Raw genomic sequence first — 13,291 nt, forward strand, 5'->3', positions numbered from 1 at the left:
CCCCCACCGCCCGGCGCACCCCGCACATCCCGCCACCCGGAGCACCCGCACCCTCTACCTGGGCACCTACACCTCGACCAGCCCCGGCGGCACCGGCATAGGCGTCGCCGGGTACGACCCGGCGGCCGGGAGCATCACCGGCCGCACCGTCGTCACCGGCGTCGAGAATCCCTCGTACCTCGCCCTCCACCCCACGGGCGGCACGCTCTACGCCGTCGACGAGCAGCAGAACGGCGGGGTCACCGCGGTCGCCCTCGCCGACGACGGCACCTTCCGGGTCCTGGGCACCCGGTCCACCGGCGGCGCCGGCCCCTGTCACCTCTCGGTCCACCCGGGAGGGCGGTGGCTGTTCAGCGCCAACTACACCTCCGGCAGCGTCGCCGTGCACCCGCTGGCCGAGGACGGATCGGTGGGGGAGCGCACCGACCTGGTGGCCCACAGCTCACCCGCCCCCGGACCTGGCCAGGACGGCCCGCACGCGCACCAGATCATCACCGCCCCCGACGGCGGCCACATACTCGCCGTCGACCTGGGCAACGACACGGTCTACACGTACCGGCTCGACGAGACGGCCGGCACCCTGGAACAGCTCTCGTACGCCGCGCTGCGGCCGGGAGCCGGGCCCCGCCACCTCACCTTCCACCCCGACGGCCGGCACGCGTACCTGGCCTGCGAGCTGGACAACACGGCCGTCGTCTGCGGCTACGACCCCGCCACCGGAACCCTCACCCCGGGTGACCCGCAGCCCACCGGCACCGGCTCCGGGACCAGCTACCCCGCCCAGTTCCTGGTCACGGCGGACGGCCGGTTCGCCTACCTCGCCAACCGGGGGCACAACAGCATCACCCGGTACGCGATCGAGGACGGCGGGGCCGCGCTGCGCCTGCTCGACACCGTGCCGGTCGGCGGCGACTTCCCCCGGCACACCGCCTTCTCGCCGGACGGCACCCTGCTTCTCGCCGCCAACCAGAAGTCCGGCACGGTCACCACCTTCCGGGTGGACACCTCCTCCGGCGCGCTGACCCCGGTCGGCACCCCGTACGCGGCTCCGGCGGCCGTCTGCGTGCTGCCGGTGTAGGGCGCTAGGGTCGAGCCCGAGCCGCAGGTCGCACCGGACGCGGTGCGACGTATCAGGGAGGCACCATGCGCTTGAGAGTGGAGTTCACCACCGAGCCCTTCGACCTCGACGAGGCGCCCGCGCACGCGGTCGTGGCGCGCGAGGTCATCCAGTCGGCCGAGCTGGACGCCGTGGACGTCGGCCCGTTCGGCAACACGGCGGAGGGCGGTGCCGACCAGGTGCTCACCGCCGTGGACAGCCTGCTGCGGCAGGCGCTGGCATCGGGTGCCACCCGGGTCTCGCTCCAGGTCAACGTCATCGGAGAGGACCCGAAGTGACCGGACCGGTGGACCACCCCCTCGTCACCGCAGTGAAGCCGCTCGCCGACGCCATGGGCGCCGAACTGCTCGGGCCGGGGGACGCGCACCCCGACGACGTGGTGCTGGCCTGGGAGGGCGAGGACGTCGTGGCGGTCCGGCTGCCGCAGCTCTCGGAGTCGCTGGACCACATCCTGGCGGCCATGGAGCGCCGGCACGGCATGCCGCTGGCCGAGCTGGACCGCAAGGCCAAGCAGGAGGCCGTCCGGCTTCTGGAGGCACGCGGTGCCTTCTCCGTACGACACGGGGTGGAGACCGTGGCGGGGGCCCTGGGAGTCTCCCGGTTCACCGTGTACAACTACCTGAACAGGGAAAACGGCGCGAAGAGCGGGTAGTTGGACACGCACGCACAGCCGTTTGACGCATGATCGATCAAGCCGCCGCCCGTACCACCGGGCGGCGGCTTTTTCTGTATACGGAATTTCAACAAACTGTTGACGTCGTGTTGCGGAGGGCGTTAGCTATCCGCAGCCCGACCAACGCACAGCGAAGAACAGCCACGGAGGCTCCCGTGACTTCGAGCTCCACGCCGGGCCTCGCCCGGTTCAACACCCAGGCGGACGCCGAGGCGGCCGCCGCACTGCACGAGGTGTGTGCCAGTGCGGCATGGGGAAGAGCGATCCTCTCCCACCGCCCGTACGCCACCACCGAAGCCCTGCTCTCCGCGAGCGACACCGCCACGGCGGCACTCGGCGCGGAGGACCTGGCCGAGGCCATGGCCGGTCACCCGCCGATCGGCCGCCCGAAGCCCGGGGACCCGACCTCCTCCCGTGAACAGCGGGGGATGGCCGGGGCCTCCGAGGAGCTCAAGGCCGAGATGCTCGAACTCAACCTGGCCTACCAGGAGCGGTTCGGACATGTCTTCCTGATCTGCGCCACCGGGGCCACCGGTGAGCAGATGCGCGACGCGGTGAAGTCCCGGACCGGGAACTCGCCCGAGCAGGAGCGGGGGATCGTGCGCACCGAACTGGGCAAGATCAACCGCATCCGTCTCACCCGCCTCGTCACGGAAGACGCGTAACAGAAGGAGAGGGAAGGTCTTGAGCACCTTCGCCACCGCATCGGTGTCCACCCACATCCTGGACACCAGCATCGGCCGCCCCGCCGCGGACGTCGCCGTCTCGCTCGCCGCCCGCTCGGGCGGCGACGCGGACTGGGTGGCGCTCGGCGGTTCCGCGACCGATGCGGACGGGCGCTGCAGGGACCTGCCGGCCCTGCCGGAAGGCACCACCCATGTACGGCTCGACTTCGAGACCGAGTCGTACTTCACCGCCAAGAAGCAAGCCGAGGCGCAGCAGGACGCCCCCCGCGTAAGGGACAGCGGCGCGTTCTTCCCCGAGGTGGCGATCACTTTCGCCGTCGCCCCGGGCGAGCACTACCACGTACCGCTGCTGCTCAACCCGTTCGGCTACTCCGTATACCGAGGGAGCTAGCAGACACATGCCCACGATTCTCGGCCAGAACCAGTACGGCAAAGCAGAGAACCGCGTCGTCAAGATCACGCGGGACGGCGACACCCACCACATCAAGGACCTGAACGTCTCGGTCGCTCTCTCCGGCGAGATGGACGACGTCCACTACTCCGGCTCCAACGCGCACGTCCTGCCCACGGACACCACCAAGAACACGGTGTTCGCGTTCGCCAAGGAGCACGGGATCGAGTCCGCCGAGCAGTTCGGCATCCACCTCGCCCGTCACTTCGTGACCTCGCAGGAGCCGATCAAGACGGCGCGCATCCGCATCGAGGAGTATGCCTGGGAGCGCATCGCCACCTCCGACGCCAACTCCCGCTTCATCGGGTCCGACGAGGTCAAGCACTCCTTCGTCCGCAAGAACCAGGAGATCCGCACCGCCCAGATCACCTACGACGGTGAGAAGTGGCAGGTCATCTCCGGGCTCAAGGACCTGACCGTGATGAACTCGACCAACTCCGAGTTCTGGGGCTACGTCAAGGACAAGTACACGACGCTCAAGGAGGCGTACGACCGCATCCTCGCGACCGACGTCTCCGCCCGCTGGCGCTACAACTGGACCAGCGACGAGCAGCGCATGCCGAACTGGGAGAAGTCGTACGAGCAGGCGCGCAAGCACATGCTGCACGCCTTCGCCGAGACCTACTCGCTCTCGCTCCAGCAGACCCTGTACCAGATGGGTTCGCGCATCATCAACAACCGCAGCGAGATCGACGAGATCCGCTTCTCGCTGCCGAACAACCACCACTTCCTCGTCGATCTGGAGCCGTTCGGCCTCAAGAACGACAACGAGGTGTACTTCGCGGCCGACCGTCCGTACGGGCTCATCGAGGGCACCGTGCTGCGGGACGGCGTCGAGCCGCAGATCCCGGTCGACATGACCAACCTCTGACGCGGCGCCGCGCCGGTGCCCGCCCGTTCCTCATGGACGGGCACCGGCCGGGCCGGAGGGAACCCTCATGGCACAGCCAGCATCCGGGCCCGCGGAAGCAGAAGGCCCCTGTTCCACCCCGCCGGTGCGTGCGGTGCATCCGGTGGACGAGAAACTCACCCCCTCGCGGCTCCTGCCGGCCGCGCTCCAGCACATCGCCGCCATGTACGCGGGTGTCGTCACCCCTCCGCTGATCATCGGACAGGCCGTCGGCCTCGACGCGGCGGGCATGACCCGGCTCATCGCGGCAAGCCTGCTCATCGCCGGCTGCGCCACCCTGCTCCAGACCCTCGGCATCCGCGGCCTCGCCGGAAACCGGCTGCCGTTCGTGAACGCCGCGTCCTCCGCCGGCATCGCCCCGATGCTCGCCATCGCCGAGACCAACGCGCCCGGACACCAACTCCCCGCGATCTACGGGGCGGTGCTCGTCGCCGGAGTGTTCTGCCTGGCCGTCGGGCCGTTCTTCGGCAGACTCCTGCGCTTCTTCCCGCCCCTGGTCACCGGGGTCGTCATCACCCTCATCGGGGTGACCCTGATGCCCGTACCGGTCTCCTGGGCGCAGGGCGGCGACAAGACGGCCGCCGACTTCGGCGACATGAAGTACCTCGCGCTCGCCGCGTTCACCCTGGTCGTCATCCTGCTGATCCAGCGCTTCGGTCGCGGATTCCTGCGCCAAGTCGCGCTGCTGATGGGTCTGTTGATCGGCACACTGGCCGCCGTGCCGTTCGGGCTCGCGGACTTCTCCTCGCTGCGCGACGCCCCGCTCGCCGCCGTGCCCACGCCGTTCGCCTTCGGCGCGCCGGAGTTCCAGCCGGCCGCGATCCTCTCCCTGTGCATCGTGATGCTCGTCCTGATGACCGAGTCCTCCGCCGGGATGCTGGCCGTCGGTGAGATCTGCGACCGCCGCACCGACGGACGCACCCTCACCCGCGGCCTGCGCACCGACGGCCTCGCCACCCTCATCGGCCCCGTCTTCGGCGGCTTCCCCACCAGCGCCTTCGCGCAGAACGTGGGCGTCGTCTCGCTCACCAAGGTCCGCAGCCGCTACGTCGTCGCCGCGGCGGGCGCCGCCCTGCTGGTCCTCGGCCTCTTCCCGGTGCTCGGCGCGGTCGTCTCGCTCGTCCCGATGCCCGTGCTCGGCGGCGCCGGCATCGTCCTGTTCGGCTCGATCGCGGTCAGCGGCATCCGTACGCTCTCCGAGGCCGGGCTCGACGACAGCTCCAACATCATCCTCGTCGCCGTGGCCCTCGGCGCGGGCATCGTGCCGCTCGCCGCGCCCGGCTTCTACGCGGACTTCCCGTCCTGGGCCCAGACCGTCCTGGGCTCCGGCATCAGTGCGGGAGCGCTCGTCGCGGTCCTGCTCAACCTGTTCTTCCACCATCTCGGCACCCACGGCCGCACCGCCGTGGCACTCAAATCCTCCTAGGGTCCTGCCGTGCCCACATCCCGCATGAGAGAAGGAAGCACCATGGCAGCACCGGCAGCCCCCGACCGGGTGGAACGCATCGTCATCGAGAACTGTTCGATCGCGACCGTCGACGCCGCCGACACCGAGTACGCCTCGGGCTATGTCGTCGTCGCCGGCAACCGCATCGAGTCCGTCGGCGCCGGCCGGGCACCCGAGGGCCTGGAGAACGTGGTACGCCGGATCGACGGCACCGGGCACCTCGCCACGCCCGGCCTGATCAACACGCACCACCACTTCTACCAGTGGATCACCCGCGGCCTGGCCACGGACCACAACCTCTTCAACTGGCTGGTCGCGCTGTACCCGACGTGGGCGCGCATCGACGAGCAGATGGCCCGCGCAGCCGCACAGGGCTCGCTCGCCATGATGGCGCTGGGCGGCGTCACCACCGCGATGGACCACCACTACGTCTTCCCGAAGGGCTCCGGCGACCTGTCCGGCGCCATCATCGGGGCCGCCCGCGACATGGGCGTACGCTTCACCCTCGCCCGGGGCTCCATGGACCGCAGCGAGAAGGACGGCGGGCTGCCCCCGGACTTCGCCGTGGAGACCCTGGAGGGTGCGCTCGCCGCCACCGAGGCGACCGTCGACGCCCACCACGACGCCTCCTTCGACGCGATGACCCAGGTCGCCGTCGCCCCCTGCTCGCCGTTCTCCGTATCCACCGAACTCATGCGCCAGGGCGCCGAACTGGCCCGGCGCAAGGGCGTGCGGCTGCACACCCACGGCTCGGAGACCGTGGAGGAGGAGAAGTTCTGCCACGAGCTGTTCGGCATGGGCCCGACCGACTACTTCGAGTCCACCGGCTGGCTCGGCGAGGACGTGTGGATGGCGCACTGCGTCCACATGAACGACTCCGACATCGCCGCCTTCGCCCGCACCGGCACCGGCGTCGCCCACTGCCCGTCCTCCAACGCCCGCCTCGCCGCAGGCATCGCCCGCGTCCCGGACATGCTCGCCGCCGGCGTCCCGGTCGGCCTCGGCGTCGACGGCACCGCGTCCAACGAGTCCGGCGAGCTGCACACCGAACTGCGCAACGCCCTCCTCATCAACCGCCTCGGCCCCCACCGCGAACGAGCCCTGAACGCCCGTCAGGCCCTGCGCCTGGGCACCTACGGTGGCGCCCAGGTCCTCGGCCGGGCCGCCCAGACCGGCTCCCTGGAGGCCGGCAAGCTCGCCGACCTGGTCCTGTGGAAGCTGGACACCCTCGCCCACGCCTCCATCGCCGACCCGGTCACCGCGCTCGTCTTCGGCGCCGCCGCCCCGGTCACGCTCTCGCTGGTCGACGGCAAGCCGGTCGTCGAGTCCGGCCGCCTGGTCACCGCGGACGAGGACGCCATCGCCCGCGCCACCCGCGACGAGGCCCGCCGCCTCGCGCAGATCGCCGCCGGAGCCTGACGGACCCGGCCCGGCGATCCCGATACCGGCCGGACGAGGGGGACGGCCCTCGGCCCGGCCGCCGCGGACCCGAGCGGGGCCCGCGGCAACCGGTACGGGAGGCGCGCCGCACACGCGTACGCGCCTCCCGTACCGGCGACACCGGCTGACCGCACCAGCTGGACGACCTGCCTCACCGCACCACCGCAGCACACGGGGCCCGGTCAGCCGGACCGGCCCCGGTTCCACCTCCCTGAACCCCACGTCACCGCCGACGTGTAACCGACCGGAGGAACCGCCGTGGCAGCTACGCCCAGGTTTCGCGACGACGCAAGTGCGACCCCCCACCCCGACGGCGCGCCGGAGACGGCCCCGTCCGACCGGAAGCATCCGGTCGACGAAACGCTCCCCCCGCTGAAGATGTTCACCAGCGGCCTCCAGCACGTGGCCGCGATGTACGCGGGTGTGGTGGCCCCGCCCATGATCGTGGGGCCCGCCGTGGGCCTCACCCCGAAGGAGACCGCCTTCCTGATGGGGGCGAGCCTGTTCACCGCGGGCATAGCCACCCTGCTCCAGACGCTCGGCTTCTGGCGGATAGGCGCCCGGCTGCCGTTCGTCAACGGCGTCTCGTTCGCCGGTGTGACCCCGATGGTGGCGATCGGCAAGGACCGGGGGCACGACGGGATCGCCGTCATCTTCGGCGCGATCATCGTGGCGAGCCTCCTGGGCTTCGTCCTCGCCCCCTACTTCTGCAAACTGGTCCGCTTCTTCCCACCGGTGGTCACCGGCACGGTCATCACCCTGATCGGTGTCTCTCTGCTGCCCGTCGCCTTCAACTGGTCCCAGGGCGGCAACGCCACCGCCCACGACTACGGCTCCACCACCAACATCACGATGGCGGCGGTCACCCTGGTCGTGGTGCTGGCCCTGCGTAAACTCCTCCGCGGCTTCCTCCAGCAGATCGCGATCCTGCTGGGGCTGATCATCGGCACCCTGATCGCGATCCCCGTCGGCATCACCGACTTCGGTGCGATCAAGAACGCCGACGCGATCGGCTTCCCCACGCCGTTCCACTTCGGGGCCCCGCAGTTCGAGATCGCCGCGATCGTCTCGATGAGCATCGTGATGCTGGTCTGTATGACCGAGTCGACGGCGGACATGCTGGCCCTCGGCAAGATCGTCGACCGCCCCGCCGACGAACGGACCATCGAGGGCGGTCTGCGCGCCGACACCCTGGGCAGTGCCATCAGCCCGCTGTTCAACGGCTTCATGTGCAGCGCCTTCGCCCAGAACATCGGCCTCGTCGCGATGACCAAGGTCCGCAGCCGCTTCGTGGTCGCGGCCGGCGGCGGCATCCTCATCCTGCTCGGCCTGGTCCCGGTCGCCGCGTCCGTCATTGCACTGGTGCCGCTGCCGGTCCTCGGCGGCGCGGGCATCGTCCTGTTCGGCTCGGTCGCGGCCAGCGGCATCCAGACCCTGGCCGGTGCCGCGCTGGAGAAGGGCGAGAACGCGCTGATCGTCGCCGCGGCCGTCGGCGTCGGGCTGATCCCGATCGCCGCGCCGGACTTCTACCACGCCTTCCCGAAGGACCTCCTGGTCGTCCTCGACTCCGGGATCTCGACGGGCTGCGTCGTGGCGATCGTCCTCAACCTGGCCTTCAACCACCTCGGCCGCACACCGGATTCGCAGGAGGCGGGGACCGCACCCGGCGGCCACGACCCGGTCAAGGCGATGGAGGTCGCTGCCCACTGACGTAGCGTCAATTGAGCGTGGCGCGTGCGGGGTTGCCCGTACGCGCCACGCGTGGTTCAGCCGATGTGGAAGCTGTCCCCGTAGACCTTCCAGTCGAGCGGCGGGTCCAGGTTCAGATTGCCGTTCCGCAGGAAGACCCGCTGGGCGGTGTCCACCCGGCTGGTGTCCGAGTGGGCCTCCTCCTGCTCCATGGCCCACACCCGCGCGTCCAGGAAGGCATCGAGGTAGGCCACCTCGTCACCGCCCTGCGCCGGCGGCTTCGCCTTCTCCAGGGCCCGCTGCCGGATGGATCCGAAGCTCGTGCTGTCGCCGCCGTCGCCGTGCATCACGATGGCGTCGTAGTACGCGAACTGGCCGAGCGTACCCAGGCCGTCGCTCTTGCCCCGGCTGACGGCCGGGTCGAAGTACACCCGGTCGCGCTCGTCGTTCTGCGCCTGCTGGAAGTCCGGATCCTGGGCGGCCGTCTCCCAGGCGTCCTGGAAGCCCGGGTCCAGGCCGTCGTGCGAGTCGCTGCCGTCCACCTCGCGCAGGGCCGGCAGATACCCGGCCAGCACGTTGTCCGGCTTGCGCTGCGTGTACAGCTCCACCAGGTCGAGCATGTCGCCGGTGCCGGAACAGAATCCGATGATGCCCGCGGTGTAGCCGCGGCCGTCGCCGATGTCCTCGATGTAGCCGTACTGCGCCTTCCAGTCCAGCGAGGAGTTCTCCGCGCTGGAGACCAGTTGCATGGCGATGTCCTTCTTCGCCGGATCGTCGAGACCGGTCGAGGCCGCCTCCGGTTGGTGAGCCGCCGTGGGGGCGGGGGTGGGGCCGGCGAAGGCGGTGGCGGGCACCGCCGTGAGGGTCAGTCCGAGCGCGACGAGCGCGACGCGCGCGGACCGGGTGGTGCGACGTGCGGTGCGCTTGTGGGGAGCGTACACCTGTCCTCCAGGGGAGTTCGTCGTTCCGGTGTTCTGTTAGGAAGCTTTCCTATCAGGATCGAACGTAGGCGTACACCCCTTCGACAGAGGTGAGTTGAGCGGCCCGCGCTAGGAGCGCTTGATCTCGTAGCGGTCGCCGTAGACCTTCCAGATCAGGGGCGGATCCAGGCTCAGGTTGCCGTTGCGGAGGAAGACGCGCTGGGCGGTCTCCACCCGGCTGGTGTCACTGTGCGACGGCTCCTCGCGGATCGCGGCGACGCGGGCGTCGAGGAAGGCGTCGAGATACGCGGTCTCGTCACCGCCGTCGGCGGGGGAGCGGGCGTCGTCGAGCGCCCGGTCCCGGATCGTTCGGAAGCCGGTGCTGCCGTCCGCGTCGGCCTCCCCGTGCATGACGTACGCGTCGTAGTAGACGAACTGCCCCAGCGTCCCGAGCCCGTCCTGCTTCGCCCGGCGCACCGCCGGATCGAAGTACGAGGCGTCCCGCTCGGCGTCCTGCGCCTCGCGGAACCTCGCGTCCCCCGCCGCCTCGGCCCAGGCCCGGGTGAACGGCCCGCCGAGCCCCGTGTGCGCGTCGCTGCCCCTCACCTCCCGCAGTGCGGGCAGGAACCGCTCCAGCGCGTTGCCCGGCCGGGACTTCGCGTACCGCTCCACGACCCGGAGCATGTCACCGGTCCCGGAGCAGAAGCCGATGATGCCGCCCGTGTAGCCGCGCCCGTCCCCGATGTCCTCGATGTACCTGTACTGGGCCTTCCAGTCCAGCGTCGAGTTCTCCGCGCTGGAGACGAGTTGCATGGCGATGTCCTTCTTCGCCGTGGCCGCGAGCCCGGCGCCGGAGCCCTTGCCGGACGAACCCCCGGCCTGGGCGCAGCCGGTGAGCGCGGTGGCGGACATCAGGAGGGCGGCAAGCGGGGTGACCAGGGAACGCGCGGAGAGCTTCACCGGTCCAGCCTGCCAGGCCGGCGGCGTGTGACCGGCGCATTCGGCGGTAGCGTCGGGGGCATGGATGATCAGTCTGTGGTGGATGTCGGTGACGTGCGGCTGGCATACCGGAGCTGGGGTGACCCGTTCGGGTCGCCCGTCGTACTGCTGCACGACCTCGGCGCGAGCGCGGCGAGCTGGGAAGCGGCCGGGAGCCTGCTGGGGCAGGAGTGGCGGGTGTACGGGATCGACCTGCGCGGCCACGGCGAGAGCGACTGGCCCGACGAGTACGACCTGGAGCTGATGCGCGACGACGTGCTCGGATTCCTGGACGAGTGCGAGCTGGACCGGGCGGGCGTGGTCGGCCACGGCATGGGCGGGGTCGTCGCCCACCTCCTGGCGCAGGAGCACCCGGACCGGGTGGAGCGGCTGGTGCTGGTGGAGACCCCGCCGCCGTTCCCCGGCGCGGCGGGCCCGGCGGTCGTCCCGGACGGGCCGGCCGACTACGACGAGGCCGTGCTCGCCTCCGTGAACGCCGAGCTGGCCGATCCCGATCCCGCGTGGGTGGAGGGGCTCGGCGAGATCGTCGCGCCGACGCTGATCCTGGCGGGCGGGCCGGGCAGCACGATGCCGCAGGGGCGGCTCCAGGACATGGCGTCGCTGATCCCGGACTGCCACCTCGTCACCCTCGGCGGCGGCCACAGCCCGCACCGGACCGATCCCGAACAGGTCGCCCAGCGGATCACGGAGTTCTTCACGAGCTGAGGCGCGGGGCGCGTGCGTGCGCCCCGCCCGTCTCAGCCCTCAGCCCTCCGGCCGCCAGTCCGGCCGCCGGCCGCCCCGGGCGACGGCCCGGTCCAGCAGCGGCGCGTTCTCGGCGACCGGGACCGGCGGTCCGAACGGCGAGCCGGCGGGCGGGTTGTCGCCCAGCTCGGCGAGCAGCGCGAGCGAGTTGTGCAGGTGGGCGTCCTCGGCGTCGAACGGCTGCCCGGTCGCCTTCGCCAGGTCCCAGCCGTGCAGCACCAGCTCGTTGAGCGCGACCATCCCCGCCACCTGTCCCGGCAGGTCCACGCTGCCCGCCCTGGTCATGCCCTCCCAGGCGTCCGGGGAGCGCCAGGCGGCCACCATCTCGTCGAGCGCGGCGGGCAGCGTGCTGCGCCAGCCCGGCTCCAGGACGCCGGACTCCACCGAGGGGGCGTGGTCGGTGGTCGTTCCGAGGTCCTTGCGGGCCGCGTCGCGGAAGGCGACGGCCAGGCCCTCGACATGGGCGAGCAGCGCGCCCACGGTCACCCCGGGGCACGGGGTGGCGGCCCCGAGCGCGGCGTCGTCGAGGGCGTCGAGCTGAGCGGTGATCCGACGGGCGGCGGGCTCCAGATCCAGCGGTTGTGTGTCCATACCCGTGCAGACTGCCGGACCGCCCGCAACTCATCGCTCAGCGCACCACGTGTCCCCGCAGAACGATCCGGCGAGGGTGGTCCAGCGCCGCCGGATCGGCCGTCGGGTCGGTGTCGTACGCGACGAGGTCGGCCGGTGCCCCGTCCACCAGTCCGGGCAGGCCGAGCCAGGAGCGGGCCGTCCAGGAAGCCGCGCCGAGCGCCGCCCCGGCGGGCAGCCCGGCCCGCGCCAACCAGGCCGATTCGCTCGCGACGGTCCCGCAGGGGAACGAGTCGGTGCCCGCCAGCACCGTGACGCCCGCCTCGTGGGCGGCCCGGACGTTGCCGAACATGGTCTCCCAGCCGGCCAGCCACAGATCGCGGCGCACACTCGGCTCCCGGGCGCGCATCGCGTCCACGCCGCTGCCGAACGCGGCCAGCGTCGGCACGAACGCCGTGCCCTGCGCCGCCATCCGGTCCAGCAGTCCAGGATCCAGATGCATCCCGTGCTCCAGGCTGTCCGCCCCCGCGAGCACCGCGTTGCGCGTGCCCTCGGCGGTCTGGCAGTGCACCGCGACCTTGCCGCCCGCCGTGTGGACGGCGGTCACCACCTCGGTGAGGAGCGCGAGCGGCACCGGGGGCTCGTCCTGCCGCCAGTCCCCGACGACCTTGCACCAGCCGGAGGAGGCCGCCGACTCCTCCAGGGCGGCCCGGACCAGGTCCGCCTCGCTCACGTCGCGGCCGAAGCCGGGGAAGAACCGGCCGGGTGTGGCCAGCCACCGCCCCGCCGAGGTGACCCGGGGGAGTTCCCGGTCCTCGTCGACCCAGGCCGGCATCCGCGCGGCCGTACCGGGAGTGCGGACGGCGAGGACCCCGGCGTCGCGGTGCGCGCGCAACTGCTCGCGCAACAGCTCCTCGTCGAACGGCTTGCTCGTGTCGGTGGCCCCGGGGTGGGTGTGTACGTCGACGAGGCCCGGCAGCAGCCAGCCGCCGTCGACGACGGTCTCGGCGTGCCGTCCCGCGAACCCGCCCGGCGGCTCGCCCTCCCGCAGCACCTCGCCCTCGATCCAGAACGCCCGCTCCTCGCGCTCCGGCAGCACCACACCTCGTACGCACAGCATCCGCCGACGGTACGTCAGCCGCCGCGCGCGCCACGGGCCGGGGGCACACCGGCACATTGCGGAAGGTTCCGCTCCGTCCTCTTGTCGGCGACCCCCACCGCATGCGATACAGGTCTGGACCATTGCTCCCGGATGGAAGGCAAGACCGTGCGATCCCCCCACACGCATGCCGCGTTGGCCTGTTCCGCCGCCCTGCTCGTCGCCGCACTCACCACCGCCTGCGGCTCGGAGGCCGAGGCGGACACCAGGAAGCCCACCGCGCCGCACGGGGTGACCGCGCAGGCGAGCAGCGCCACCTCCGCGCACGTCATGTGGGAGGCGGCCACCGACGACACGGCCGTCACCGGGTACGACGTCTACCGCCAGGGCAAGAAGGTCAAGTCCGTCGCCGCGAGCCGGGTGATGATCGACATCGACGGGCTCACCGCGTCCACCGCCTACACCTTCACCGTCCGCGCCCGCGACGCGGCCGGCAACCTCTCCGCGCCGAGCGCCGCCGCCTCCGTCACCACCCCCGCCCCGACC

At 71.5% G+C, this 13,291-nt stretch carries 15 protein-coding genes; 11 read left to right on the forward strand and 4 right to left on the reverse strand.

All coding sequences use genetic code 11. The features are described from left to right. From EAO73_RS01525 to EAO73_RS01565, 9 genes are all read left to right on the forward strand, one after another. Positions 1–1,078: lactonase family protein (locus tag EAO73_RS01525; RefSeq protein WP_147969972.1), on the forward strand; the 1,078-nt coding region annotated here is incomplete at its 5' end. Positions 1,079–1,143: 65 nt separating this feature from the next. Beyond that, positions 1,144–1,395, forward strand: a complete 252-nt coding sequence (locus EAO73_RS01530) for a hypothetical protein (protein WP_093704808.1) — start codon at positions 1,144–1,146, stop codon at positions 1,393–1,395. After that, complete coding sequence (locus tag EAO73_RS01535) at positions 1,392–1,769, forward strand: helix-turn-helix domain-containing protein (protein ID WP_132900979.1); 378 nt, start codon at positions 1,392–1,394, stop codon at positions 1,767–1,769. Before EAO73_RS01530 ends, EAO73_RS01535 begins: the two co-directional genes overlap by 4 nt. A gap of 176 nt (positions 1,770–1,945) precedes the next feature. After that, entirely contained in the window at positions 1,946–2,455 is a 510-nt protein-coding gene (gene uraD, locus EAO73_RS01540; protein ID WP_147969634.1) for a 2-oxo-4-hydroxy-4-carboxy-5-ureidoimidazoline decarboxylase, read from the forward strand. Positions 2,456–2,474: 19 nt separating this feature from the next. Then, the gene (gene uraH, locus EAO73_RS01545) at positions 2,475–2,867 is read left to right on the forward strand and encodes a hydroxyisourate hydrolase (protein ID WP_147969635.1); all 393 of its coding nucleotides are present in this window, start codon (positions 2,475–2,477) and stop codon (positions 2,865–2,867) included. Between the two features lie 7 nt (positions 2,868–2,874). Then, complete coding sequence (gene pucL, locus EAO73_RS01550) at positions 2,875–3,798, forward strand: factor-independent urate hydroxylase (protein ID WP_147969636.1); 924 nt, start codon at positions 2,875–2,877, stop codon at positions 3,796–3,798. A 67-nt stretch (positions 3,799–3,865) separates the two neighbouring features. Then, positions 3,866–5,263: a nucleobase:cation symporter-2 family protein gene (locus EAO73_RS01555; protein ID WP_147969637.1), complete on the forward strand. Its 1,398-nt coding sequence runs from the start codon at positions 3,866–3,868 to the stop codon at positions 5,261–5,263. A gap of 42 nt (positions 5,264–5,305) precedes the next feature. After that, positions 5,306–6,703, forward strand: coding sequence for an 8-oxoguanine deaminase (locus tag EAO73_RS01560; RefSeq protein ID WP_147969638.1), 1,398 nt, complete (start codon positions 5,306–5,308; stop codon positions 6,701–6,703). A 279-nt stretch (positions 6,704–6,982) separates the two neighbouring features. After that, positions 6,983–8,434 carry a nucleobase:cation symporter-2 family protein gene (locus tag EAO73_RS01565; RefSeq protein WP_191133894.1) on the forward strand — a complete coding sequence of 484 codons (1,452 nt, stop codon included), beginning with the start codon at positions 6,983–6,985 and terminating at the stop codon, positions 8,432–8,434. A gap of 56 nt (positions 8,435–8,490) precedes the next feature. On the opposite strand, the gene EAO73_RS01570 is transcribed toward EAO73_RS01565, so the two are convergent. Both EAO73_RS01570 and EAO73_RS01575 read right to left on the reverse strand, forming a co-directional pair. Then, positions 8,491–9,354: a chitosanase gene (locus tag EAO73_RS01570; RefSeq protein WP_147969639.1), complete on the reverse strand. Its 864-nt coding sequence runs from the start codon at positions 9,352–9,354 to the stop codon at positions 8,491–8,493. A gap of 108 nt (positions 9,355–9,462) precedes the next feature. Further along, positions 9,463–10,245 (reverse strand): chitosanase, encoded by a 783-nt coding sequence (locus EAO73_RS01575; RefSeq protein WP_412074558.1) that lies wholly within the window; start codon positions 10,243–10,245, stop codon positions 9,463–9,465. Positions 10,246–10,353: 108 nt separating this feature from the next. Between EAO73_RS01575 and EAO73_RS01580 the strand changes: the two genes are divergently transcribed. Further along, the gene (locus EAO73_RS01580) at positions 10,354–11,037 is read left to right on the forward strand and encodes an alpha/beta fold hydrolase (RefSeq protein ID WP_191133895.1); all 684 of its coding nucleotides are present in this window, start codon (positions 10,354–10,356) and stop codon (positions 11,035–11,037) included. A gap of 39 nt (positions 11,038–11,076) precedes the next feature. Here the strand turns inward: EAO73_RS01580 and EAO73_RS01585 are convergent, their stop codons facing one another. Together EAO73_RS01585 and EAO73_RS01590 are read right to left on the reverse strand one after the other, a co-directional pair. Continuing rightward, a complete protein-coding gene (locus EAO73_RS01585) occupies positions 11,077–11,667 on the reverse strand; it encodes a TIGR03086 family metal-binding protein (RefSeq protein ID WP_147969641.1) in 591 nt (196 codons plus the stop codon). Between the two features lie 37 nt (positions 11,668–11,704). Further along, the gene (locus tag EAO73_RS01590) at positions 11,705–12,766 is read right to left on the reverse strand and encodes an amidohydrolase family protein (protein WP_224756141.1); all 1,062 of its coding nucleotides are present in this window, start codon (positions 12,764–12,766) and stop codon (positions 11,705–11,707) included. 132 nt (positions 12,767–12,898) lie between these two features. Here EAO73_RS01590 and EAO73_RS01595 point away from each other — a divergent pair. Continuing rightward, positions 12,899–13,291 (forward strand): fibronectin type III domain-containing protein (locus EAO73_RS01595; RefSeq protein ID WP_147969976.1); only part of this gene is annotated, 393 nt, incomplete at its 3' end.

This window comes from Streptomyces sp. col6, assembly GCF_008042035.1.
In the GTDB taxonomy this organism is placed as follows: Bacteria; Actinomycetota; Actinomycetes; order Streptomycetales; family Streptomycetaceae; genus Streptomyces.

Excerpts from the sequence above, each read along its gene's own strand:
- EAO73_RS01530 (WP_093704808.1), top strand. The coding sequence starts at position 1,144 with ATGCGCTTGAGAGTGGAGTTCACCACCGAGCCCTTCGACCTCGACGAG.
- pucL (WP_147969636.1), top strand. The coding sequence starts at position 2,875 with ATGCCCACGATTCTCGGCCAGAACCAGTACGGCAAAGCAGAGAACCGC.
- EAO73_RS01555 (WP_147969637.1), top strand. The coding sequence starts at position 3,866 with ATGGCACAGCCAGCATCCGGGCCCGCGGAAGCAGAAGGCCCCTGTTCC.
- EAO73_RS01560 (WP_147969638.1), top strand. The coding sequence starts at position 5,306 with ATGGCAGCACCGGCAGCCCCCGACCGGGTGGAACGCATCGTCATCGAG.
- EAO73_RS01575 (WP_412074558.1), bottom strand. The coding sequence starts at position 10,245 with ATGTCCGCCACCGCGCTCACCGGCTGCGCCCAGGCCGGGGGTTCGTCC.
- EAO73_RS01580 (WP_191133895.1), top strand. The coding sequence starts at position 10,354 with ATGGATGATCAGTCTGTGGTGGATGTCGGTGACGTGCGGCTGGCATAC.
- EAO73_RS01585 (WP_147969641.1), bottom strand. The coding sequence starts at position 11,667 with ATGGACACACAACCGCTGGATCTGGAGCCCGCCGCCCGTCGGATCACC.
- EAO73_RS01590 (WP_224756141.1), bottom strand. The coding sequence starts at position 12,766 with ATGCTGTGCGTACGAGGTGTGGTGCTGCCGGAGCGCGAGGAGCGGGCG.